The sequence below is a fragment of the Actinomadura rugatobispora genome (assembly GCF_042656285.1).
Classification (GTDB): Bacteria; Actinomycetota; Actinomycetes; order Streptosporangiales; family Streptosporangiaceae; genus Spirillospora; species Spirillospora rugatobispora.
Window position 1 is genome coordinate 28,875 of sequence record NZ_JBHSON010000086.1, and the last position, 22,328, is coordinate 51,202.

General features: G+C 73.2%; 21 protein-coding genes. 10 read left to right on the forward strand and 11 right to left on the reverse strand.

Annotation, left to right across the window (positions count from 1 at the left end):
- Positions 1-2 precede the first annotated feature (2 nt).
- The 5 genes from ACFPZN_RS42765 to ACFPZN_RS42785 are packed head-to-tail and all read right to left on the reverse strand — an operon-like array spanning position 3 to position 6,076.
- Entirely contained in the window at positions 3-821 is an 819-nt protein-coding gene (locus ACFPZN_RS42765) for a DUF1684 domain-containing protein (RefSeq protein WP_378288333.1), read from the reverse strand.
- Positions 818-2,548: a dipeptide ABC transporter ATP-binding protein gene (locus tag ACFPZN_RS42770; protein ID WP_378288334.1), complete on the reverse strand. Its 1,731-nt coding sequence runs from the start codon at positions 2,546-2,548 to the stop codon at positions 818-820. Before ACFPZN_RS42770 ends, ACFPZN_RS42765 begins: the two co-directional genes overlap by 4 nt.
- Positions 2,545-3,474: an ABC transporter permease gene (locus ACFPZN_RS42775; protein WP_378288335.1), complete on the reverse strand. Its 930-nt coding sequence runs from the start codon at positions 3,472-3,474 to the stop codon at positions 2,545-2,547. Before ACFPZN_RS42775 ends, ACFPZN_RS42770 begins: the two co-directional genes overlap by 4 nt.
- Entirely contained in the window at positions 3,471-4,430 is a 960-nt protein-coding gene (locus ACFPZN_RS42780; RefSeq protein ID WP_378288336.1) for an ABC transporter permease, read from the reverse strand. Before ACFPZN_RS42780 ends, ACFPZN_RS42775 begins: the two co-directional genes overlap by 4 nt.
- Before the next feature lie 47 nt (positions 4,431-4,477).
- Entirely contained in the window at positions 4,478-6,076 is a 1,599-nt protein-coding gene (locus ACFPZN_RS42785; RefSeq protein WP_378288337.1) for an ABC transporter substrate-binding protein, read from the reverse strand.
- A 213-nt stretch (positions 6,077-6,289) separates the two neighbouring features.
- Here ACFPZN_RS42785 and ACFPZN_RS42790 point away from each other — a divergent pair, with 213 nt between their 5' ends.
- The 3 genes from ACFPZN_RS42790 to ACFPZN_RS42800 all read left to right on the forward strand — a co-directional run bounded on the left by ACFPZN_RS42790 (position 6,290) and on the right by ACFPZN_RS42800 (position 8,441).
- Positions 6,290-7,312, forward strand: coding sequence for an LLM class flavin-dependent oxidoreductase (locus ACFPZN_RS42790; protein ID WP_378288338.1), 1,023 nt, complete (start codon positions 6,290-6,292; stop codon positions 7,310-7,312).
- 45 nt (positions 7,313-7,357) lie between these two features.
- Positions 7,358-7,849, forward strand: coding sequence for a MarR family winged helix-turn-helix transcriptional regulator (locus ACFPZN_RS42795; RefSeq protein WP_378288339.1), 492 nt, complete (start codon positions 7,358-7,360; stop codon positions 7,847-7,849).
- Positions 7,850-7,946: 97 nt separating this feature from the next.
- Positions 7,947-8,441, forward strand: a complete 495-nt coding sequence (locus ACFPZN_RS42800) for a beta-class carbonic anhydrase (protein WP_378288340.1) — start codon at positions 7,947-7,949, stop codon at positions 8,439-8,441.
- A 7-nt stretch (positions 8,442-8,448) separates the two neighbouring features.
- Here the strand turns inward: ACFPZN_RS42800 and ACFPZN_RS42805 are convergent, their stop codons facing one another.
- Positions 8,449-9,306, reverse strand: a complete 858-nt coding sequence (locus ACFPZN_RS42805) for a helix-turn-helix domain-containing protein (protein WP_378288341.1) — start codon at positions 9,304-9,306, stop codon at positions 8,449-8,451.
- Between the two features lie 209 nt (positions 9,307-9,515).
- On the opposite strand from ACFPZN_RS42805, the gene ACFPZN_RS42810 reads away from it, so the two are divergent.
- Positions 9,516-9,899, forward strand: coding sequence for a VOC family protein (locus tag ACFPZN_RS42810; RefSeq protein ID WP_378288342.1), 384 nt, complete (start codon positions 9,516-9,518; stop codon positions 9,897-9,899).
- A gap of 39 nt (positions 9,900-9,938) precedes the next feature.
- Here the strand turns inward: ACFPZN_RS42810 and ACFPZN_RS42815 are convergent, their stop codons facing one another.
- The 3 genes from ACFPZN_RS42815 to acuI are packed head-to-tail and all read right to left on the reverse strand — an operon-like array spanning position 9,939 to position 13,892.
- Positions 9,939-11,636 (reverse strand): class I adenylate-forming enzyme family protein, encoded by a 1,698-nt coding sequence (locus ACFPZN_RS42815; RefSeq protein WP_378288343.1) that lies wholly within the window; start codon positions 11,634-11,636, stop codon positions 9,939-9,941.
- 28 nt (positions 11,637-11,664) lie between these two features.
- Positions 11,665-12,861 carry an FAS1-like dehydratase domain-containing protein gene (locus ACFPZN_RS42820; RefSeq protein ID WP_378288344.1) on the reverse strand — a complete coding sequence of 399 codons (1,197 nt, stop codon included), beginning with the start codon at positions 12,859-12,861 and terminating at the stop codon, positions 11,665-11,667.
- Between the two features lie 47 nt (positions 12,862-12,908).
- Positions 12,909-13,892 (reverse strand): acrylyl-CoA reductase (NADPH), encoded by a 984-nt coding sequence (gene acuI, locus ACFPZN_RS42825; protein ID WP_378288345.1) that lies wholly within the window; start codon positions 13,890-13,892, stop codon positions 12,909-12,911.
- A gap of 263 nt (positions 13,893-14,155) precedes the next feature.
- Between acuI and ACFPZN_RS42830 the strand changes: the two genes are divergently transcribed.
- The gene (locus tag ACFPZN_RS42830; protein ID WP_378288346.1) at positions 14,156-14,722 is read left to right on the forward strand and encodes a TetR/AcrR family transcriptional regulator; all 567 of its coding nucleotides are present in this window, start codon (positions 14,156-14,158) and stop codon (positions 14,720-14,722) included.
- A gap of 129 nt (positions 14,723-14,851) precedes the next feature.
- A complete protein-coding gene (locus ACFPZN_RS42835) occupies positions 14,852-17,047 on the forward strand; it encodes an MMPL family transporter (RefSeq protein WP_378288347.1) in 2,196 nt (731 codons plus the stop codon).
- A 19-nt stretch (positions 17,048-17,066) separates the two neighbouring features.
- On the opposite strand, the gene ACFPZN_RS42840 is transcribed toward ACFPZN_RS42835, so the two are convergent.
- Positions 17,067-17,993 carry an alpha/beta hydrolase gene (locus ACFPZN_RS42840; protein ID WP_378288348.1) on the reverse strand — a complete coding sequence of 309 codons (927 nt, stop codon included), beginning with the start codon at positions 17,991-17,993 and terminating at the stop codon, positions 17,067-17,069.
- Positions 17,994-18,264: 271 nt separating this feature from the next.
- On the opposite strand from ACFPZN_RS42840, the gene mftR reads away from it, so the two are divergent.
- Entirely contained in the window at positions 18,265-18,855 is a 591-nt protein-coding gene (mftR, locus tag ACFPZN_RS42845) for a mycofactocin system transcriptional regulator (RefSeq protein WP_378288349.1), read from the forward strand.
- Positions 18,856-18,873: 18 nt separating this feature from the next.
- Here the strand turns inward: mftR and mftG are convergent, their stop codons facing one another.
- On the reverse strand, positions 18,874-20,472 hold the full coding sequence (gene mftG, locus ACFPZN_RS42850; protein ID WP_378288350.1) for a mycofactocin dehydrogenase MftG: 1,599 nt from the start codon (positions 20,470-20,472) through the stop codon (positions 18,874-18,876).
- Between the two features lie 138 nt (positions 20,473-20,610).
- Between mftG and mftA the strand changes: the two genes are divergently transcribed.
- From mftA to mftC, 3 genes are read left to right on the forward strand one after another with little or no spacing between them, the layout of a single operon-like run.
- Complete coding sequence (gene mftA, locus ACFPZN_RS42855) at positions 20,611-20,733, forward strand: mycofactocin precursor MftA (RefSeq protein WP_378288351.1); 123 nt, start codon at positions 20,611-20,613, stop codon at positions 20,731-20,733.
- A 14-nt stretch (positions 20,734-20,747) separates the two neighbouring features.
- Positions 20,748-21,023, forward strand: coding sequence for a mycofactocin biosynthesis chaperone MftB (gene mftB, locus ACFPZN_RS42860; RefSeq protein WP_378288352.1), 276 nt, complete (start codon positions 20,748-20,750; stop codon positions 21,021-21,023).
- A complete protein-coding gene (mftC, locus tag ACFPZN_RS42865) occupies positions 21,020-22,255 on the forward strand; it encodes a mycofactocin radical SAM maturase (RefSeq protein ID WP_378288353.1) in 1,236 nt (411 codons plus the stop codon). The genes mftB and mftC overlap by 4 nt, the downstream gene beginning before the upstream one ends.
- Positions 22,256-22,328 lie beyond the last annotated feature (73 nt).

Here is a 22,328-nt window from a genome sequence, read left to right on the forward strand (position 1 = left end):
CGTCAGCCGTGCTCGTAGGGGATCTTCTCGCCCGCCTCGACGGCGACCGGCAGCCGGTTCTCCGCGGGCGGCAGCGGGCAGGTCGCGAAGGCGGTGTAGGCGCAGGGCAGGTTGGCGGCGCGGTTGAAGTCCAGCGTCACCGTGCCGTCGGCGGCGGGCGCGTCGATCTGCAGCGCCCGGTTGGCGGCGTAGGTGGTGACGCCCGAGGTCGCGTCGGTGAACAGCACCAGCAGCGCGCCGGGCGCCGCGCCGTTGAACGCGGTGAGGCTCAGGGCCTGCCCGTCAAGCTCGAACTCGACGCGGCCGGGCGCGTCGTACACGTGCTGCAGCCCCTCGACCGCGGCGCCGACCGTCGTCGGCCGCGGCTCGTCGAAGGGGACGTAGCGGCCGGTGGTGACCCAGCGCGGGTCCGGCGGGAACGCGGGCGTGCCGGCGAAGCCCGTCCGCAGCGGGTGGTCCGGGTGCCGCGGCCGGACGATGTCGTGCCCGCCCCGCTTGGCGACCTCGATCGCGGCGTCGCCCCACAGGACGGTCACCCCGCCGCGTTCGGGCAGCACGCCGAACCGGTGCTCGCCGCGCACCGGCGAGCCGTCCACGACGATCTCCTCCCCCTCGCCCAGGGTGACGGCGACGCCGTCCGGCCCGGTCGACCAGGTGCCCGGGGCGCCGTCGAAACGCTCCGGCTCGCCGCCCAGCCAGTGCAGGCCGGTGATGGCGAGGAAGCCGTGCGGTTCGGCCAGGCGCGCCTCCTGCGCGCGGTGCCAGACGTGCCACTCCTCGATGAACGCGTCCAGGTCGGTGCCGGTGCTCGCGGCGGTCATGTCGTCTCCTCGATTCTCGGTCGCTCGTCACGGCGTGGGTTCGGAACGGAGCCGGCGCGCGCACGGGCGCCGGGGATGGCGGCCAGCAGTTCACGGGTGTACGGGTGGGCCGGGGCCGCGAAGATCTCGCCGGTCGTGCCCGTCTCGACGATCCGCCCGTCCTTCATGACCGCGACCCGGTGCGCGATCTGCCGGACGACGGCGAGGTCGTGCGAGATGAACAGGTAGGCCACGCCGGTGCGTTCCTGGAGCTCGGCGAGCAGCTCCAGCACCTGGGCCTGCACGGACACGTCGAGGGCGGAGACCGGCTCGTCGCACACCACCAGGTCGGGGCCCAGCGCGAGGGCGCGCGCGATCGCGACCCGCTGCCGCTGGCCCCCGGACAGCTCGGCGGGCCTGCGGTCCAGCGTCGAGGCCGGCAGGGCGACGCGGTCGAGCAGTTCCCGGGCGCGGGCCGAGCGCGCGGCCCGGTCGCCGACCCGGAAGGCCCGCAGCGGCTCGGTGATCACCTCGCCGATCGAGAACCGCGGGTCGAGCGAGGCGTAGGGGTTCTGGTAGATCAGCTGGGCCCGGCGGCGCAGCCGCCGCAGCCCGTTGCCGCGGACCGCGGTGACGTCCTCGCCGTCGAAGACGATCCGCCCCGAGGACGGCGGGACCAGGCGCAGCACCAGCCGGGCCGTGGTCGACTTGCCCGATCCCGACTCTCCGACCAGCGCAAGCGTCCGTCCGCGGTGGATCGTGAGGCCGACGTCGTCGACGGCGCGCACGGTCCGGGCCGTCCCCCGCCCGTGGGGCAGCGGGAACTCCTTGACCAGGTGCTCGGTGACGACCAGCGGCTCCTCCTCCGACGCGGCCGGGGCCGGGGCCGGGAGGCCCTCTGGGCGCGGTGCCGGCTCGGCCACGGCCAGGCTCGGCGCGTTCCGCAGCAGCCGCCGCGTGTAGGGGTCCCGGGGGTCCCCGAGGATCCGCCCGGCCGGTCCCTCCTCGACGACGCGGCCCCCCGACATCACCGCGATGCGGTCGGCGCGGTCGGCGGCCACGCCGAGGTCGTGGGTGACCAGCAGAACGGCGCTGCCGAGCTCGCCGGTCAGGTCCTGGAGGTGGTCGAGGATCCGGCGCTGGACGGTGACGTCCAGGGCGCTGGTCGGCTCGTCGGCGACGATCAGCTCCGGCCCGGCGGCGATGGCGATCGCGATCAGCGCGCGCTGCCGCATGCCGCCCGACAGCTCGTGCGGATACTGCCGGGCCCGCACCCGCGGGTCGGGCAGCCCCGCGCGCTCCAGCACCTCCACCGCCTCCAGCGGCGCCGAGCGGCGGGTGGCCAGCCCGTGCAGGCGCAGCACCTCGGCCACCTGCTCGCCGACCCGCTTGACCGGGTTGAGGGAGACCGCCGGGTCCTGCGGGATCAGCCCGATCCGGGCGCCCCGGACGGTGCGCAGCTCGCGCTCGGACAGGCCGGTCAGGTCCCGGTCGCCGAACAGGATCCGGCCCGCGTCGATGGCGGCGTTGCCGGCCAGCAGCCGGGTGACGGCGTGCGCGGTGGTGCTCTTGCCCGACCCCGACTCCCCCACCAGCGCGACGATCTCGCCCGGACGCACCTCCAGGGCGACGTCCCGGACCGCGGACACCAGGCCGGTGCGCGTGCGGTACGAGACCGACAGGCCGGCCACCTCCAGCAGCGCGCCCTCCGCCCGGCCGCCGCCGCGCTCGCCGTCGCTATCGGTCATCGCTGCTTCGCCCACTCTCCGTCCAGGGCCCGGGCGATCCGGTTGGTGGCCAGCACGGTCGCCACGATCGTCAGCCCGGGCAGGGCGGTCAGCCACCAGGCGTTGGCCAGGTAGTTGCGTCCGTTGGAGATCAGGCTGCCCCATTCCGGGGCGGGCGGCGCCGCGCCGTACCCGAGGAAGCTCAGCGACGACACCGCCAGGATCGCCCCGCCGAAGTCCACCGTGGCCAGCACCAGCACCGGGCCGATCGCGTTGGGGAGCACGTGCCGTCCCAGCACGCTGTACCAGCGCGTCCCGCAGGAGCGCGCCGCCTCGACGAACACGGCCTGGCGGACGCGCATCACCTCGGCCCGCATCACCCTGGCGAACGCCGCGACGCTGGCGATCCCCACCGCGACCGCGACCTTCACCGTCCCGTAGCCGAGCGCGGTGACCAGCGCCAGGGACAGGAACAGCGCCGGTATGGACAGCAGCACGTCGACGAACCGCATCAGGACGTCGTCGACCCACCTGCCGACGAACCCGGCCAGCAGGCCCAGCAGGCCGCCGATCACGAAGGCGACCGCCAGCGCGATCAGCGTGGCCTGCAGCGACAGCGCGGCGCCGTGCACGACCCGGGCGTACAGGTCGCGGCCGAGCTCGTCGGTGCCGAACCAGTGCGCGCCGCCGGGCGGGCGGAAGCTCAGCGAAGGCGTCCCCGCCAGCGGGTCGCGCGAGGTGAACAGGCCCGGCAGGAACGAGGCCGTGAACACCGCCGCGATGACCGCCACCGAGACCACCAGGCCCGGCCTGCGCAGGAAGAACCTCCCGGTGCGCGTGAGGTCGAAGCGGCGGTACGGGGTCCAGCGGCCCGCGTCCGGCTCACCGGCCGGGCGTGCGGGGGCGGCGGCCTCGGCCACCGGCTCTTCGTCCAGCGTGCGGCTCATACCAGGCTCCATCGCCGGCTGCCCGCGACCACGATCCGCGGGTCGACCAGCGGGTAGATCAGGTCGACGACCAGGTTGACGAGCACGAAGACCAGCGCCCCGAACACCACCACGCCCTGCACGACGGGGATGTCCTGCGCGGTGACCGCGCTCGCGGTGACCCGCCCCAGGCCGTTGCGGGAGAACACCGTCTCCACGACCACCGACTGGGCCATGAGCTGCCCCACCAGCAGCCCGATGATCGTGAGCGCGGGCAGGGAGGCGTTGCGCAGCGCGTGCCGGAGGTGGATCCGCGCCCGGCCCGCGCCCTTCGCGCGCGCCGTCTGCACGTACGGCTCGTCCAGCGCCCGCGCCAGGCTCTTGGCCAGCACCTGCGCGATGACCGCCCCGGTGGGGATCGCGATCGTCACCGCCGGCAGCACCAGCCCGCGCAGCCCCTCGTTGCCGAACGCCGGCAGCAGCCCGGCCTGGAAGGAGAACACCTCCACCAGCATCAGGCCCGCCCAGAACGTCGGGACCGACACCCCCAGCGGCGGCAGCGACAGCAGCGTCTGGCGCAGCCAGCGCCGGGAGGTGTAGGTCGCGGCCATGGCGAGCCCGCCCCCGGCGAGCACCGCCAGCAGCAGGCCCGCCCCGGTGAGCACCAGGGTCTGCGGCAGCGCCTCGCCGATGGTGGTGGTGACGGACCTGCCGGTGGCCACCGAGTCGCCGAACTCGCCGCGCAGCGCCCTGCCGAGATGCTCGGCGTACTGCACCGGCAGCGGCTCGTCGAAGCCGTACTCGGCCTTCAGCGCCTCGATCTGGGCGGGGTCGATCGCCGCCTGGTCGGCCCCCTGCCCGGCCATCGCCGACACCGGGTCGCCGGGCAGGTAGTGCAGGATCAGGAACGACACCGTGTAGGCCGCCCACAGCACCCCGGCCGCCTGCGCGAGGCGCCTGAGCACGTAACGACGCATGTCTGCGCACCTTTCTTCCGGCGCCCCAGATGGGCTGAGCCGGTCGCCTAACCGATCCAGGTGTCGTGCAGCTGGATGCGGCTCGACGCGTCGAACTTCAGGTCGTGGACCTTCTTGGCCACGCCCAGCACCGTCTGCAGCTCCACGACCGGGATCACGTGGGCGTGCTCGACGACCTGCCGCTGCGACTGATCGACCAGCCGACGGCGCTCGGCGGGGTCGGCGGCGGCGGCCTGCCCGTCCAGCACCTCGTCCAGGGGCGTGGACGGCAGCCGGTAGACGTTCGACAGGCGGGTGGAGAGCGAGGTGCGCAGGAGGTCGGGGTCGGCGCGGGTGCCGTTGCCCCAGATCGCGTCGAAGTCGCCCGACTGCTGGACCTGCGCGAACTGGGCGACCTGCTGCTCCTTGATCTCCACCTGGACGCCCACGGCCTTGAGCTGCTGCTGGATCAGTTCGAGCGAGGGCCGGTTGGTGGGCGCGTTGGCGAACCAGCTGACGGTCACGGCCAGGCGCGCGCCGTCCTTCTGCCGGATGCCGTCGGCGCCGGCCGTCCACCCGGCGGAGTCCAGCAGCGACTTGGCCTTGGCCGGGTCGTGGGCGAGCAGCGACCCGAGGTCGGAGTACCCGGGCGTGGTGTGGGCCAGGATGCTGGTGGCCGGACGGGTCCCGGTCGGGAAGACGGTCTGGGCGATCTGCCCGCGGTCGATCCCCGCGCTGATCGCCTGGCGGACCTTCTCGTCCTTGAAGCGCTCGTTGTTGACGTTGAGGGCGAAGACGAGCCCGGGGTTGGCCCGGGCCGGCAGCTGGACGCCGGCCGCCTTGAGCGCCGCCTCGTCCGCCCGTCCCACGCTGCCGATGGCGTCGACCTGCCCCGACTGCAGGCTGCCGGTCCGCACGCCGGACTCGGGCAGCACCTTGAAGACCAGGCGGTCCAGGTAGGCCCCGCCCTGCTTCTTCCACAGCGACGAACCCCAGGCGTAGCCCTTGCGGTTGGTCAGCGTGATCGACTGGTTCGCCGTGTACTTCGACAGCACGAACGGCCCCGAGCCGATGATCCCCTCGCTGCAGCGCTGCTCGGGCGTCTTGCGCACGCTGGCCGCCGCGACGATCCCGAGCGAATGCGTCGCGGTGGCCTGCAGGAACTGCGCGTTCGGCGTCTTGAAGGCCACCCGCGCCGTGAGGTCGTCGACGGCGGTGGTGCTCTCGTAGCCGTTCAGGTAGCCCTTGGGCAGGATGCCCAGCACGCCCAGCTTGGGGACGGCGTCGAAGTTGGCCTTGACGACCTCCGCGGTCAGCGGCGTGCCGTCGCTGAAGGTCACCCCGGGACGCAGTTTGAAGGTGAACGTCCGCGCGTCCTTGCTGACCGTCCAGCTCTGCGCGAGCCACGGCACGATCTTGCCGGTCGCGGGGTCCTGGTCGGTCAGCGAGTCGACCAGCTGCCGTACCGAGTAGATCGTGTCGTTGCTGCCGACCTGCTGCGGGTCGACGCAGCCGGAGTCCGACCCGACCGCGAAGGTGAGGGTGCCGCCGGTGCGCGGCGCGCCCGCGGCGCCGGCGTCGGCCTCGCCGGAGCCGCACCCGCTCGCCAGTCCCACGGCGACGGCCATTCCCCCGGCCAAGGCTCCGGCACTCCACGTTCGTCTCACGCGCGGTTCTCCCCTTCAGCGGTCCGACCTGCCGACACGGTAGGCAACCAGGCCACTTGCCGTCAATACCTACCAATAAAGTAGGAAACATGAGTTGACATGTCAACTCGCCCGCGCTCATGATGCCCCTGCCCCCGCCGTCCCTGGCCGGCGGGCAAGATCCCTACTTTCCCGATCGTCTGACCGGGGAAATCGCGCTGAGAGAGGGCACCGATGAAGTTCCTGCTCCTGCCGTACGTTCCGAGCCAGGACAAGTCCGACGAGCTCCAGCTGCGGGAACTGGTCGACAACGCCGTCCGCGCCGAGGAGTGGGGCTTCGACGGCTACGGGATCGGGGAACGGCACGACAGGCCCGTCGTGTCGTCGTCCCCGCCGGTCATCCTCGGCCACATCGCGGCCAGGACGTCCGCGATCCGGCTGTTCACCACCGTCACCACGCTCGGGATGCTGGACCCGCTGCGGGCGTTCGAGGACTACTCCACGCTGGACAACCTGTCCGGCGGCCGGCTCGACCTCGTGATCGGCAAGGGCAACTACCCGCGGACGGCCAAGCTGTTCGGCATCACGCCGGAGAACCGCTGGACCCGGCTCCAGGAGAACTACGAGCTGTTCCGCCGTTTGTGGGAGAGCGACGACGTCACCTGGGACGGCCCCCGCGCGCTGGAGAACGCCGAAGCGCTGCCGCGCCCGCTGCAGAAGCGGCTGCGGGTCTGGCACGGCAGCGCCACCAACCTCGAATCGGCCGACTTCGCCGCCAGGCACGGCGACCCGATCTTCTCCGCGAACGGCGGTGGACGGCCCGAGCCGTACGCCGAGTTGGTCCGGCACTACCGGGAGCGGTGGGCGCACTACGGGCACGCCCCCGCCGGCGCGCTCGTCGGGATCGGCACCTCCGGGTACTTCGGCGCGAAGACCTCGCAGGAGGCCGTCGCCCGCTACCGCCCGGTCTTCGAGGCCCTGGTCGCGCTCAACCGCAGGTTCGACGGCGGATCCCTCCCCTTCGACGACGTCACCGAGTGGATCGAGCACAGCTCGGTGCTGGTGGGCAGCCCGCAGCAGATCATCGAGAAGGTGCACGCGCAGCACGCGCTGTTCGGCCACGAGGCGCTGCACATCCACGTCGACGCCAAGATCCTCGGGCGGGACGACTACCTGCGCACCCTCGAGCTCTTCTTCTCCGACATCGCCCCCGTCCTGCGCCGGGAGCTGCCCAGCCGCCCCCTCACCTCGGGCTAGACCGTGTTTCACAGTCCCGGCCCACGGCGTCCTAGACTCCGTCGCATGCACGACGGCACCGGCGAGTGGCTCGACGAGCACGAGGAGCGGGCCTGGCGCGCGTTCTTCGACGCGCAGGTCCTGTTCTGGCGGCGCATGGCGCGCGATCTGCAGCGGGACACCGGCCTCTCCGAACCCGACTTCGCGATCCTCGGCGCGCTGCTGGAGGCGCCCGGCGGGGCGCTGCGCCCGTACGAACTCGGCGGCGTGACCGACTTCGAGAAGAGCCGGCTGCACCACCACCTCACCCGGATGGCCAAGCGCGGGCTGGTCACCCGCGAGTCCTGCCCGGACGTCCCCCGCGCCGCCATCGTCACGCTGACCGCCGAGGGCCGCGCCGCCATCACCGCCGCGTTCCCGCGCCGCGCCGACCACATCCGCCGCCGGCTCATCTCCCCCCTGACGCGGGCCCAGCTCGACTCGCTCACCGAGATCTCCGACCGGATCCAGGCCCCCCTCCGTTCCGACGGGCCGTCCGGGAAGGCGACAACCGACTAATCCCGTCGGTTTAGTCTTGTTTTCCCGTGAGCCCGTCGCTACGCTCGGTCGCGATCCGATCCTCCGGACCATCGAACGCGACCCCTGGAGCGACGCGATGAGCGTGACGGACGAACTGCTGGCCAACGCCGAACGGTACGCGGCCTCCTTCGACAAGGGCGAGCTGCCGCTGCCGCCGGCCCGGGGCTTGGCCGTGGTCGCCTGCATGGACGCCCGCCTCAACCCCTACGGCCTGCTCGGGCTCGCCGAGGGCGACGCGCACGTGATCCGCAACGCCGGCGGGGTGATCACCGCGGACGAGCGCCGCAGCCTGGCCATCAGCCAGCGGCTGCTCGGCACCCGCGAGATCATCCTGATCCACCACACCGACTGCGGCATGCTGACCTTCACCGACGACGAGTTCAAGAACGGCATCCTCGCCGAGACGGGCCAGAAGCCGGACTGGTCCGCCGAGGCGTTCTCCGACCTGGAGGGGGACGTGCGCCAGTCCATCGCCCGGATCAAGGCCGACCCGTTCATCCCGCACACCGACCAGGTCCGCGGCTTCGTCTACGAGGTCGAGACCGGCCGGCTCCGCGAGGTCAAGCCCTGACCCGCGATCACTCCGGGGACGCGTGCTCCCGGGACCCGTGATCGTTCAGGCGGGTCGCGGCGATGCTGCCGAGCAGGCTCATCGCGGTCGCGCTGGGCGTTCCGGGCTCGGCGTGGTAGACGACGAGCTCCTGGCCGGGCGCGGAGCGGATGTCGAAGGTCTCCATCGACAGCGTGATCCGGCCGACCTCGGGGTGGTCGAAGGTCTTGGTCTCCAGCGCCTTGCCGCGCACGTCGTGCCGGGCCCACAGCTCGCGGAACTCCGCGCTCCGCTCCAGCAGCGCGGTGAGCACGGCCCGCACGCGCGGGTCCTCGGGGGCGGTGCCGTGGCCGAGGCGGAAGCCGGCCACCGAGTTGGCCGCCACCCGGGGCCAGTCGGCGTAGAAGCCGCGGGCCCGGGGGTCCAGGAAGATGAGCAGCATCAGGTTGCGCTCCGGGCCGTAGTCGCCGAAGAGCGCGTCGGCGATCGTGTTGGCCGCCAGGACGTCGTAGGCGCGGTTGTAGACCAGGGCGGGGTTCCCGGGCCAGGCGTCCATCAGCCGCAGCAGTGAGGGCTCCACCCGGTCGGCGACCGCCCGCCCGCCGGCCTTCGGCGCGAGCCCGGCCAGCCGGAACAGGTGGGCCCGGCCGTCGCCGTCGAGCCGGAGCGCGACGCTCAGGGCCTCGGCCACCTGCGCGGACGGGTTGCGTTCGCGTCCCTGCTCGAGCCGCACGTAGTAGTCGACGCTGACGCCAGCCAGCATCGCGACCTCCTCGCGGCGCAGGCCCGGCACGCGCCGGTGGCCGACCGCCGGCAGGTTCACCGCGGCCGGGGTGATCTGGGCGCGGCGGGTGGTCAGGTAGTCCCCGAGAGCCGAAGTGCTCATGCCTCCAGCGTAGGGCGCACGCGCCGGACGAGCCTGGGTGCGGCACTCCCAGGAAGCCCGCGACCTGCCAGAACGCTCTCCCCCGCGGGAATCTGGATCGCGGCGGGACAGCGCAGGGCCCCGCTCTCCGACGACGGACGCTGCTGCATGTCTGAAAGCCCAGCCCGGACGATGATCGACTCCCGGGTCGTCTGCGTACACTGACGGTCATGGCATGCCGCATCAGTGAGCTGGTCATCGAAGCCTCCGACCCCGATCGGCTCGCCGCGTTCTGGAGCGAGGTCCTCGGCTACGTCGAACTCGGCCGGGAGGACGACGGAAGCATCGAGATCGGGCCGCCCGACGCCGGCTTCGGCGGCCCGCAGCCCACCCTCGTCTTCAGCCCCAGCGGCGAACCGCGGACAGGGAAGCCCCGGTTGCACATCGATGTCAACGCCACCGACCGCGACCAGGACGCCGAGCTGGAGCGGCTGCTCGCCCTCGGCGCCAAGCCCGCCGACGTCGGCCAGACCGGGACCGAGAGCTGGCACGTCCTGGCCGACCCGGAGGGCAACGAATTCTGCCTTCTGCGCACCCGGCTCCAGCCGCTCTGAACACGCGCACCGCGGACGGCGGGCGGGGCTCGAGAACGCCTAGGCCTGGAGCCGTTTCGCGGCCAGTTCGCGGAGGTCGTTGGTCTTGATCTTCGCGCTGCCGGTGAGCGCGATCTCGTCCTCGCGGAACGCCAGCACATGGCGCGGGACCTTGTAGCTCGCCAGCCGTTCCCGCAGGTAGGCGCGGATCTCCTCGGGATCGGCGGACGCGCCCTCGTGCGGGACCACGCACGCGACCACGACCTCGCCGAGCGTCTCGTGCGGCACGCCGACGGTGTGCGCCACCTTCACGCCGGGATGGCCGGCCAGCGCCTCGCTGACCTCCAGCGGTGAGACGTTGGCCCCGCCGGTCTTGATGATGTCGGTCAGCCGCCCTTCCCAGAAGAGCCGGCCGTCCGCGTCGATGTAGCCGCCGTCGCCCGTGTGGAAGAAGCCCTCGGCGTCGAGCGTCTCGTCGAGCGGGACGCCGATGTAGCCCAGCATGAGCGTGGGGCCCTTGACGCAGATCTCGCCGCGCTCGCCGCGCGGGACGACGGCGCCGGTGAGCGGATCGACGACGCTGACGGTGTTGCCCGGCAGCGGTACGCCGCTGCTGTTCACGTGCACGTCCTCGGGCGTGTCCCCGGGGTAGCCCGTCGAGATGGTGAACGTCTCGGTGTTGCCGTAGGCGTGCCCCGGCTCGAACCACTTGCCCGACGACACCGTGGGGTGGTGCGCCAGCGGGGTGCCGTGGTCGGCGTACCGGACGCTGCTCAGATCGACGTCGCCGTAGTTGGGGGCGCCCTGCAGCTGCGCCCACTGGTGCGGCCAGGCGACCGGGAAGTTGACCCGCTCCTCCTGCATGAGCTCGAGCGCCTCCTCCGCGGCGAACGTCGTCTGCAGCACGAGGCTGCCGCCGCTGGAGAAGGTCGTGCCGAGCGCCATGGCGAAGTTGCCGGACCAGAAGAAGCCGTTGGCCGTCCAGCAGCGGATGTCGTCCTCCGGGCCGAAGACGTACATCCTCCGGAAGCGCCACAGCTGGACCGTGACGCCGCGGTGCGCGCTCAGGATGCCCTTCGGCTTGCTGGTGGAGCCGGAGGAGAAGAAGAGCACGGCCGCGTCGCTCGGCCGCGTCGTCTCCGCCGTCGCCTCCACCAACTCGCGCGGCTCCCCGCGGCCACGGGCCAGGAACGCGTCCCAGGTGTCGATCGCTCCGCCCGGCAGGGCGTCCCCGACCATCGCCAGCCCTCGCAGGAACGGGTACTTCGACGACCGCAGGGCGCCGGGCGCGGCCCGGCCGATCTCGGGCTCCAGTTCGGTCAGGACGGCGGCGAAGTCCTTCTTCAGCACCGTCCGCTCGAACAGCAGCACCGAGACGGCCGAAACCTGCAGCAGGTGGTCCAGCTCGGACGGCGTGGAGAAGGTGCTGAGCGTGACGGCCACGCCCCCGGCGAGCGAGACCCCGAAGACCGCCGCGATCCATTCGGGGCGGTTGGTCATCAGGACGCCGACGCGGCCGTCCTTGCCCAGCCCGGACGCGCGGAGCGCGCACGCCACCTCGACGGCGCGCTCCCACACCTCCGCGTACGTCCAGCGCACGGTGCCCTGCGGCGAGCTCAGGACGAGCGCCTCGCGCTCGCCGTACCGCCGGGTCACCTCACGCAGGTAGCCGGGCAGCGTGAGCGGCCCGAGCCCCGGCTCGGCGTCGAGCGGCGGGCCCGACACGATCGACGGTTCCGGGTTCATCTCGGCGCTCATCGCTCGCACTCCCCATCGTCTCCGGCCGCTAGAACGGCAGTTCGATCTCGGCCGTGCAGACCACCAGCGTGCCGCCGTCCTGGTTGGTGAGGCGCAGCTTCACCTGGACGAGCGGCACGCCCAAGGCGGACTCGGTCTGCTTGTCGACGATCTCGCCGTCGAAGTAGGTCACGTCGCCCTCGAAGGCGGGCAGGCGGAAGTCGGCCTTGGAGTGGCGCACCAGGCCGTCGTGGCCCGCCCAGTAGGCGAGGTAGTCGGTGCACCAGGCGCCCATCGTGGCGCCGTACCCGTAGGCCCGCGCCATGCCGACCTCGCTGGCCTTGTCGGCGTCGATGTGGCCGCGCGAGGGCCCGACGTAGAGGCCGTCGCGCTTGCGCGGGTCGATCCTGGCGCCCTCCTCGTCGAAGGCGAAGCCCTCGACCCATCCCGGGTCCTGGTTGATCCAGGGGTCCTCGATGCCGGGCGGCGCGGTCCAGTGGAAGGTGCCCCAGATGTTGAACAGGAAGGCGCGGTACTCGGTGGTGAAGCTGGCGATGCTGTGCGGTCCGATCACGCGCCGCGGCAGCTTGTCGCCGACGTTCACCTCCTCGAAGTGCGGGGAGGCGCCCTCCCGGTTCGACAGGATCCAGTCGTGCCGGACCTTCTCGACCTCGTTCAGCTCGGTGGGGGTCCAGCGCTTCACCTCGCCGAGCTGGTTCTCGTACATGCCGCGCTTCTCGGCCTCGGAGGCGAGGTAGCGGATCGCGGTCGAGCGCTCGCGCGCCACCAGGGCGCCGTGCTGGTTGGTGTGGGTGGTGTCCCCGCGCGAGAACATCGTGGGTCCGGCGAACTTGGTGTCGGTCACCTTGTAGTCGTGGAAGCGCCGCTCCTGGAACAGCTTGTCCCCGGGCCGCACCGGAACGCCGTAGAACCACCACTCCTCGCCACCGAAGATCAGGTGGCTGCCGGGGATGTACCCCACGCACGCGGGCTGCGCGCCGTGCCCGAAGTCCAGGCCCACCGCGATGGACTGCGGCGCGACGATGCCGCCGAACTTGGACTCGCGGGCGAACTCCTGGTCCCAGTGCAGCGGGTTGGCGTAGTCCATCGCCATCACCCAGCGGCGGATGTCGGAGGAGCTGCACGGCTCCCACAGCTGCCCGCCGCCGACCGGCTTGCCCACGCGGTGGTCGACGTCGGTCAGGTCGAGTTCGGTGATCTCCGCTTTCGAGGACTTCTTGCTCATTGGTGCTCCCGTTCCGTTCCCGCTTCGGCTGCGGCTGCGGTTCCCGATCAGCGATTGACGTCGACGACGATGCGGCCGCGTACCTTGCCCGCCAGGAGCCGCTCCGCCGCGTCGATCGCCTCTCCCAGGGGGATCTCCTGCGCGATCGCGTCGAGCGCGCTCACGTCCAGGTCGCGTGACAGGCGGTCCCAGGCGGTCCTGCGCCGCTCGATGGGCGCCATCACGCTGTCGATGCCGAGCAGGGACACGCCGCGCAGGATGAACGGGGCGACCGACGCCGGGAAGTCCATGCCCTGGGCCAGGCCGCACGCGGCGACCGCGCCGCCGTAGCGCGTCTGCGCGCAGGCGTTGGCCAGGGTGTGGCTGCCGACGGAGTCGACGACGCCCGCCCAGCGCTCCTTCTGCAGGGGCTTGCCCGCCTCGGCGAGCTCCGCCCGGTCCAGCACGGTCGAGGCGCCGAGCCGCGTGAGGTACTCGCCCTCGGAGGACTTCCCGGTCGCGGCGGCCACCTTGAACCCGGCCTTGGACAGGAGCGCGACCGCGACGCTGCCGACGCCGCCCGTCGCGCCCGTGACGAGGACCTCGCCCTGGTCCGGGCTCACGCCGTGGTTCAGCAGGGCGTCCACGCAGAGGCTGGCCGTGTAGCCGGCGGTGCCGATCGCCATGGCCTGCCGGGCGGTGAACGCCGAGGGCAGGGGCACGAGCCAGTCCCCCTTGACGCGCGCGCGCTGCGCGAGACCTCCCCAGTGGGTCTCCCCTACGCCCCACCCGTTGAGCACGACCCGGTCGCCCTTGTTCCAGTCCGCGTGCTCGCTCTCGGTGACGACGCCCGCCAGGTCGATGCCCGGGACCATGGGGAACGTGCGGACGACGGGCGATGTGCCGGTGATCGCGAGGCCGTCCTTGTAGTTCAGCGTCGAGTACTCGACGTCGACGGTGACGTCGCCGTCCGGGAGCCCGGCCTCGTCCAGGCTCGTCAGCGCGACCGTCCGCCCCGCCTCGCCCTTCTCGATGGAAATCGCCGAAAACACTGGTGACCCGCCCTTTCCTTGACCGACCAAGGACCCGTCAGGCCCGTACCGGCGGGCCGCGCGTGCCGCGGATCGGCCCGGTCCGCATCCTGACATGGCCGCATTCATCATTACAAGTATTGCAAGACTATTGCTCTATGTCGGCGCCGCCCCCCACCTCCGGGTGATCGCGGGGCGACGCGACGTGAGCCGGTGACGAAGGCCACGCCGCCTTCCCTGTCCGATCGGTCAGGTCTGACCGATCGGACAGTTAGCGTGGTGCCATGGCACGAACGACCGGCGGGGCGCGCACGTCCGGCGGACTGCGGGAGCGGCTCCTCGCCTCGGCCCTGCGGCTCTTCGTCGAGCACGGGTTCCGCGGGACGTCGCTGGCGGGCATCGCCGCCGACGTCGGCTGCTCGAAGGCGTCGCTGCTGTACCACTTCAGCAACAAGGAGGCGATCCTGGCCGAGCTGCTGCTCCCGATCGGCAGGGAGGTCGCGGCGCTGGACGTCCGCCTGGCCGGCCTCGACGGCGAGAAGGCCGCCGCGGCCACGGTCCACGGCTTCGTCGACCTCACCCTGCGGTACCGGCGCGAGATCAAGCTGCTGTTCGACACCGACGCCGAGTGCCGGCCCGACCTGGAGGTCGAGGGCCTCGAAGGCGTCGAGGAGCGGCTGCTCGACGCGATGGCGGGCCGCTCGGCCGAGCCCTCGGACCGGGTCGCCGCGCTGATGGCGCTCAGCGGCATGTTCGTCACCAGCGCGGCCGACCTGCCGTACGACGACGACACCCTGCGCGCGGCGATGGTCGCCGCCGCCCTGCGGACCCTGGGCCGCGCCCATGACTGACCCGCGCTGACCTCACGCGGACCCACCCCCGTTCTCCCGGACGCCGCACCCGCGGCGGCTTCGCGCTGCCCTCCGACCGATCCGATCGACCGATCCGCCCGACCGATCAAAGGAAGGTTCTTCTCCCCGATGGCGACTTTGCTGTACCGGCTGGGCCGATGGTGCTTCGGGCGCCGCGGCCTCGTCGTGGTCACATGGCTGCTCCTGCTGGGCGTCATGGGCGGGGCGGCGGCCGCGTTCAGCGGCTCGACCACCTCCGAGTTCCGCATGCCCGGCACCGAGTCCCAGCGGGCGATGGACGCCCTGGGCGAGCAGTTCCCGCAGGCCGGGGGCGCCACCGGCACCATCGTGATCGCCGCCCCGCGGAACGCGCCGCTGACCGCGGAGCAGGTGACGCCCATCGTCCGGCAGGCCGCCGCGATCCCCGGCGTGACCGCGGCCACCGACCCCTTCCAGACCCGGTCGCTGTCGCCCGACGGCAGGTACGCGCTGGTCCAGGTCCAGTTCGCGACCAAGGCCGCCGACATCACCGACGCCCAGCGCACCGCCTACGAGAACATCGCCCGGGACGGCGACGGCGCCCAGGACCTGCGGGTCGAGGCCGGCGGCGACCTCACCCAGGCGCCGCACGGCGCCGCGGCCACCGAGGCCGTCGGCGTCGCGGTCGCCGCGGTCGTCCTGGTCATCACCTTCGCCTCCCTGGTGGCCGCCGGGATGACGCTGCTCAACGCCCTGGTCGGCGTCGGCGTCGGGATGGCCGGGCTGTACGCGCTGACCGGCGTGGTGGAGCTCAACGCCACCAGCCCGGTCCTGGCGCTGATGCTGGGCCTGGCCGTCGGCATCGACTACTCGCTGTTCATCACCTCCCGCCACCGGCAGAACCTGATGGAGGGCCTGGACGCCCGCGAGGCGGCCGGGCGCGCGATCGGCACCGCCGGGTCGGCGGTGGTGTTCGCCGGAGCCACCGTGGTCATCGCCCTGGCGGGGCTGTCGGTGGTCGGCATCCCGTTCCTGACCGCCATGGGCCTGGCCGCGGCCGCCACCGTCGCGGTGGCCGTCGTGGTCGCGCTGACCCTGCTGCCCGCCGTCCTGGCCTTCGCCGGTGACAAGATCCTGCCCCGCAAGCTGCGCGGCCGTGCCGCGGCGCAATCGGCGCAGGCCCCGGGCGGCTCACCGGAACGGGCGCTCGGGTTCCGGTGGGGCCGTGCCGTGACGCGCCTGCGCGTTCCGGTGCTGCTGGCCGGGGTGCTCGCGCTGGGTGCGCTGGCGCTGCCCGTCCAGGACATGCGCCTCGCCCTGCCCGACGCGGGCACCGCGGCCGAGGACTCGGCCCAGCGCCAGGCCTACGACCTGACCAGCGAAGGGTTCGGCGAGGGGTTCAACGGCCGGCTGATCGCCGTGGTGTCCGGCCCCGACGCCGCCTCCACCCAGGCCGCCGCCCGGCGGACCACCGAGATCATCGGCGGTGTGGAGGGCGTGCAGGCGGTCGCGCCGGCGCAGTTCAACCAGTCGCGCACCACGGCGCTGGTCGCCGTCATCCCCAGGACGGGCCCGACCGACACCGCCACCGAGGAGACCGTCCACGCCGTCCGCGACCGGGTCGCCGGCGTCCAGGGCGCCGAGGTCGCCCTCACCGGCACCACCGCGGTGGGGATCGACATCTCCGAGAAGCTCGCCGACGCCCTGCCGGTCTACCTGCTGCTGGTGGCCGGCCTGTCGATCGTGCTGCTGATGCTGGTGTTCCGCTCGGTCCTGGTGCCGGTCAAGGCCGCCGCGGGCTTCCTGCTGACCGTCGGCGCGACGTTCGGGATCACCACCGCGGTGTTCCAGCAGGGGCACCTGGCCGGGCTGGTCGGCATCGACACTCCCGGCCCGCTGGTCAGCTTCCTGCCCATCATCCTGATCGGCATCCTGTTCGGCCTGGCCATGGACTACGAGGTGTTCCTGGTCTCGCGGATGCGGGAGGACTTCGTCCACGGCGACACTCCCCGCCGCGCCACCGTCAACGGCCTGGGCCACAACGCGCGCGTCGTCACCGCGGCCGCGCTCATCATGATCGCGGTGTTCGCCGGGTTCGTCGTCACCCCCGACCCGATCATCAAGTCCATCGGGTTCGCGCTGGCGATCGGGGTGTTCATCGACGCCTTCGTCGTCCGGATGACCCTGGTCCCGGCGGTGATGTCGCTGCTCGGCCGGGCCGCCTGGTGGCTGCCCCGGTGGCTGGACCGGGCCCTGCCCGACCTCGACATCGAAGGGGAGAAGCTCCGCCGCGAACTGGACGAGCCCCCGGCCCGCCAACTGGAGTACAGCGGCATGGGCCGCTAGCCGCGGTGTCCGGGGGCGCTCAGGCGTCCTCCGGGAGGGCCTTCCGCAGCCAGGCACGGGCCGTCGCAAGGTAGTCGCGGGCGAGGCCCGTGCCCGCCGCCCACGCCTCGAATCCGTGGGGTGCGCGGGGCACGACGTGGAAGGTGGTGTCGACGCCTGCGGCGCGCAGCCGCCGGGCGTAGTCGCGGTCCTCGTCGTGGAACAGGTCGATGTCGCCCACGCCGATCCAGGCGGGCGGGAGCCCGCCGAGGTCCTCGCGCCGCGCGGGCACGGCGTAGGGCGGCACGTCCGGCGAGCCGGGCTCGGCGCCGAGGTACGAGCGCCAGCCGAAGCGGTTGAGCCGGTTGTTCCAGACGCGGTGGCCGACGGCGTCGAGGTCGCGCCGGGCGGCGGTGCGGTCGTCGAGCATGGGGCAGAACAGCCACTGCGCGACCGGCCGCGGGCCGCCCGCGTCGTGCAGCCGCTGGGCGAGGGCCGCGGCGAGCCCGCCGCCCGCGCTCTGCCCGCCGACGGCCACGCGGGACGGGTCGACGCCGAGCGCGGCCGCGTGCTCCTGGAGCCAGGTCCAGGCGGCGTGGCAGTCGTCGAGCGCCGCCGGGTAGGGGTGTTCGGGCGCGAGGCGGTACTCGGCGGACACGACGGTGATGCCGAGCTCCAGCGCGGTGGAACCGCAGAGCCGGTCGTCCTGCACGGCGCCGCCGATGACCAGGCCGCCGCCGTGGATCCACAGGAGCGCGGCGCCCGAGCGGCGCCGCCGGGGCCGGTACACGCGGATGCCGGGGGTGACCCCAGGGGCGAGTCCGAGGGTGACGCCGGGCTGCCGCGCCGGGGGCATCCGGCGCGTGGCCACCTGCATGAGGCGGCGGGCGGGCGTGCGCTCCAGCGGCAACGGCGGCATCAGGCGCAGCCTGCCGCGCAGCTCCGGCGCGACCGCCGAGAGCCTCATGATCGCTGCTCCGGAGTGGCGATCGCCTGCATGGACGGCTCCCTCCTGGTTCACGGCCCACGCGCCGGCGACGCGCGGCCGACCGGACGGTGGACGTGGCCGGAACGGCAGCATACGCGCGCGCCCTCGCCGGCGCCCGGGCGGCCGGGCGGGCGCACCGGGGCGGGCCGCCCGGTTCCTGATCACCCGAACCGGCCGACCATGGCAGGCTGGTGTCGTGACGACCGACAGCGGAAGGCGGAACGCGTCCACGTCCATGGGGAGGCCGCGTGTGACGTCGCGGGCCGCCCTGGAACGGCTGGCCTTCGGGCTGTTCGCCCGGCAGGGGTTCGACGAGACCACGGTCGACGACATCGCGGCGGCGGCGGGGATCGGCCGGCGGACGTTCTTCCGCTACTTCGCCTCCAAGAACGACCTGGTCTGGGGCGACTTCGAGGAGCACCTGACGAGGCTGCGCAGGCTGCTGAACGAGACCGATCCGGCCGTGCCGCCGGTGGAGGCCATCCGGCGGGCGGTGGTGGAGTTCAACCGGTTCGACCCGAAGGAGGTGCCCTGGCACCGGCAGCGCATGCGGCTCATCCTGGAGGTGCCGACCCTGCAGGCCGACGCCACCCTGCGGTACGCGTCCTGGCGCGCGATCATCACCGAGTTCGTCGCCGCCCGCACCGGCCTCCCGCCGACGGAGATGGTGCCCCTGCTCGCGGGCAACGTCGTCCTGGCCGCCGCGATCAGCGCCTACGAGCACTGGCTGTCGCGCGAGGACGAGCCGGGGCTGTCGGCCCTGCTGGACGAGACGATCCGCCAGGTGGCGGCCGGTCTGGCGACCGTGCTGGACCTGGCCGGAACGCCCGCCCCGCCCTGACCTGGCACTCCACCGGGCTCACCCCCCGTCCTGCCGGACGGCGTGGGCGATCAGCTCCCCGATGAGGACGGCCGTGGCGGCGGGACCGCGCAGCGGCGACGTGGGGAGGATGGAGGTGTCGGCGACGCGGAGCCCGGACAGGCCGTGGACCCTTCCGCGGGCGTCGACGGCTGCCGAGGGGTCGGCGGCCGGGCCCATCGGCACGGTGCCGCAGGTGTGCTGGGACGTGCCGAGACGGGCCGCCGTCCACTCGTCGAGCAGGCGGTCGTCGTCCAGTGTCCGGGGCAGGGGGTCCACCGGCCCCAGGGCGATCTCGCTGAAGGCCTCGGTGGCGACCAGGGCGGCGGTCGCCCGCACCGCCTCGCGCATGCGGCGCCGGTCGTCGGCGGTCCGCAGGTAGCCGTAGTCGATGTGCGGCGGGGTCGCGGGGTCGGGCGAGACGGTGCGCACGCCGCCGGTGAGGCGGGGCGTCTGCACCGAGGCGAGGAAGGCCAGGGGCGCGCCGGGCACCGACGTCCGCCCGCCGACCAGCCCGGCCATCGGCACGAGGGACTGGAGGATCTCCAGGTCGCCCGCGCCGTCGCCGTCCGTGGAGGGCAGGTGCAGGGCGCCGCCGAGCCAGGAGCCGGAGGGCTCGTCCATCGGCCGCCCGGGCATCCACTCCAGCACGACCTGCGGGTGGTCGCTCAGCGTGGCCCCGACCGCGGGGAGGTCGTGCACGACGGGGATGCCCAGGCGGTGCAGGTCCCGCGCGGGCCCGATGCCGGACAGGTGCAGCAGGTGCGGTGAGGCCAGGGAGCCCGCGCACAGCACGATCTCGCCGGCCTCCAGGACGGTCCGGCGTCCCTCGCGTTCGACCACCACCCCGGTCGCCCGGCCGCGGCGGACGACGACCGACCGCACCGGGCAGCCGCCCGCCACGGTCAGGTTGGGGCGTCCGAGCGCGCCGAGCAGGTAGGCGATCCCGGTGTTGACCCGCCGTCCGTCCACCGCGTTGGAAGGGACCGGGCCGAACCCGGGCGGGTCCTGGGCGTTCTTGTCGGGTTCGTCGGCGTGGCCGAGTTCGCGGGCGGCGGCCTGGAACGCCGCGGCGGCGGGGTGCTCCAGGCTGGTGCGGCGGATCGGGACCGGTCCGCGATCGCCGTGCAGCGGGGTGGCCCCGTGGTCGAGGTCGTTCTCCAGGGCGCGCATGAACGGCAGCGCCCGCTCGTAGGACCAGCGGGGGTCCCCCGCCCTGGCCGCCCACCGGTCGAAGTCCCCGCGGCGCGCCCTGATGAAGTAGCCGCCGTTGACGGCGGTCGATCCGCCGAGGAAGCACCCCCGGGTGACGGTGTAGGGCATGCCCGGCGTGAGGCGGGCCGGGAACGTGCGGACGGCGGGGTGGCCCGGTTGCGCGCCGGGGACCAGGCGCGCGTCGAGCAGGCCGGCGGGGAACTCCGGCGGCGTGCGCGGTACCGGCCCGGCCTCCAGCAGTAGGACCTCGCGGCCGGGGTCCTCGCTCAGCCGGGCCGCCAGGACCGCGCCGCTGCCGCCCGCGCCCACCACGAGCACGTCGGGCCGGGAGCCGCCGCGCCCACCCGCGCTCCCCTGGACGCGGCGCACGCGTTCATCGGGCACCGGCACAACAGCCTCCCACCGAATCGGCCCCCGGCCCTTCCTTTTGACACTCGATGCACTTACTATCGCCCACAGGCGGCACGGACCGCCACCCCGCCCCCCGCGGGCGGCCCACCGCTCATCAGCCGAGGAGGCCCCATGGAGACCACGACCCCCGACGCCCAGGCCGCGGACCAGACCGACGACCGCACCGCGGAGCTCGCCGACGCCGAGTCCCTCATCGAGGAGGTCTCGATCGACGGCATGTGCGGCGTCTACTAGAACCAGAGAGCGCCATGCCCGTGATCGACATGGACCGCGCCTGGGACCTGCACCCGCAGGTCTCGGTGCGGCCGGAACCCTTCGGCGCGCTGCTCTACCACTTCGGCACCCGCAAGCTGTCGTTCCTCAAGGACCGGCGGCTGCTGGCGGTCGTGCAGGGCCTCGGGGACGCGCCCACCGCGCGGGCCGCCTGCACGGCCGCCGGGGTCCCCGCGCCCGACCTGGACCGGTACGGCGCGGCGCTCGCCGCGCTGCACGGGTCGTCCATGCTCGTCGAAAGGACTCCATGAGCACCACAACGCGGCCGGCGTCCGGGACGCGGCTGGTCGACCTGTTCGAGCACGGGCTCGACGCGCCGATCTGCCTGACCTGGGAGCTCACCTACGCCTGCAACCTGGCCTGCGAGCACTGCCTGTCCAGCTCGGGGCGGCGCGACCCGCGCGAGCTGAGCACCGCCGAGGCCAAGGCCGTCATCGACGAACTGGAGGCCATGCAGGTCTTCTACGTCAACATCGGCGGCGGCGAGCCGACCGTCCGCTCCGACTTCTGGGAGCTGCTGGACTACGCCACCGCCCACCACGTGGGCGTGAAGTTCTCCACCAACGGCGTCCGCATCACCCCGGAGGCGGCCCGGCGGCTGGCCGCCAACGACTACGTCGACGTGCAGATCTCGCTGGACGGCGCCACCGCCGAGGTCAACGACGCGCTGCGCGGCCCCGGCTCCTACGACACCGCCCTGCGCGCCATGCGCAACCTCGCCGACGCGGGGATGAAGAACTTCAAGCTCTCGGTGGTGTGCACGAGGCACAACATCCCGCAGATCGACGCGTTCAAGGCGCTGGCCGACGAGTACGGCGCCCAGCTGCGCCTGACCCGGCTGCGCCCGTCCGGCCGCGGCGCCGACGTGTGGGACGAGCTGCACCCCACCCCCGCGCAGCAGCGCGAGCTGTACGACTGGCTGGTCGCCAACGGCGACAACGTGCTGACCGGTGACTCCTTCTTCCACCTGTCCGCCTACGGCGACCCGCTGCCCGGGCTCAACCTGTGCGGCGCCGGGCGGGTGGTGTGCCTCATCGACCCCGTCGGCGACGTGTACGCCTGCCCGTTCGCGATCCACGACGAGTTCCTGGCCGGGAACGTGCGGCAGCCCGGCGGGTTCGCCCGGGTCTGGCGCGAGTCGGAGCTGTTCCTCGGCCTGCGCGAACCGCAGACCGGCGGAGCCTGCTCCTCCTGCTCCTTCTACGACAGCTGCAAGGGCGGCTGCATGGCCGCCAAGTTCTTCACCGGCCTGCCCCTGGACGGCCCCGACCCCGAGTGCGTCCAGGGCCACGGTGAGAAACTCCTGGCGCAGCGGCCCGAAGACCGGGCGGGCATTCCCAAGCCGTCGGCCGACCACTCGCGCCGTACCGCCCCGGCCCGGCGGGCACCGGTGCCGGTGACGATCGGCCGCCGCCCGGACCTGGACCGGCCCCCGGTCAGCGCCTGCGCCGAAGACCCGCTGGCTGGCCTGCGGGCCCCCTAGGACGACGCTCCCAGGACGACACAGCGACGACACAGCCCTACTCTTCTCGGGCGGGGCGCGGGGCGCGGGCCGC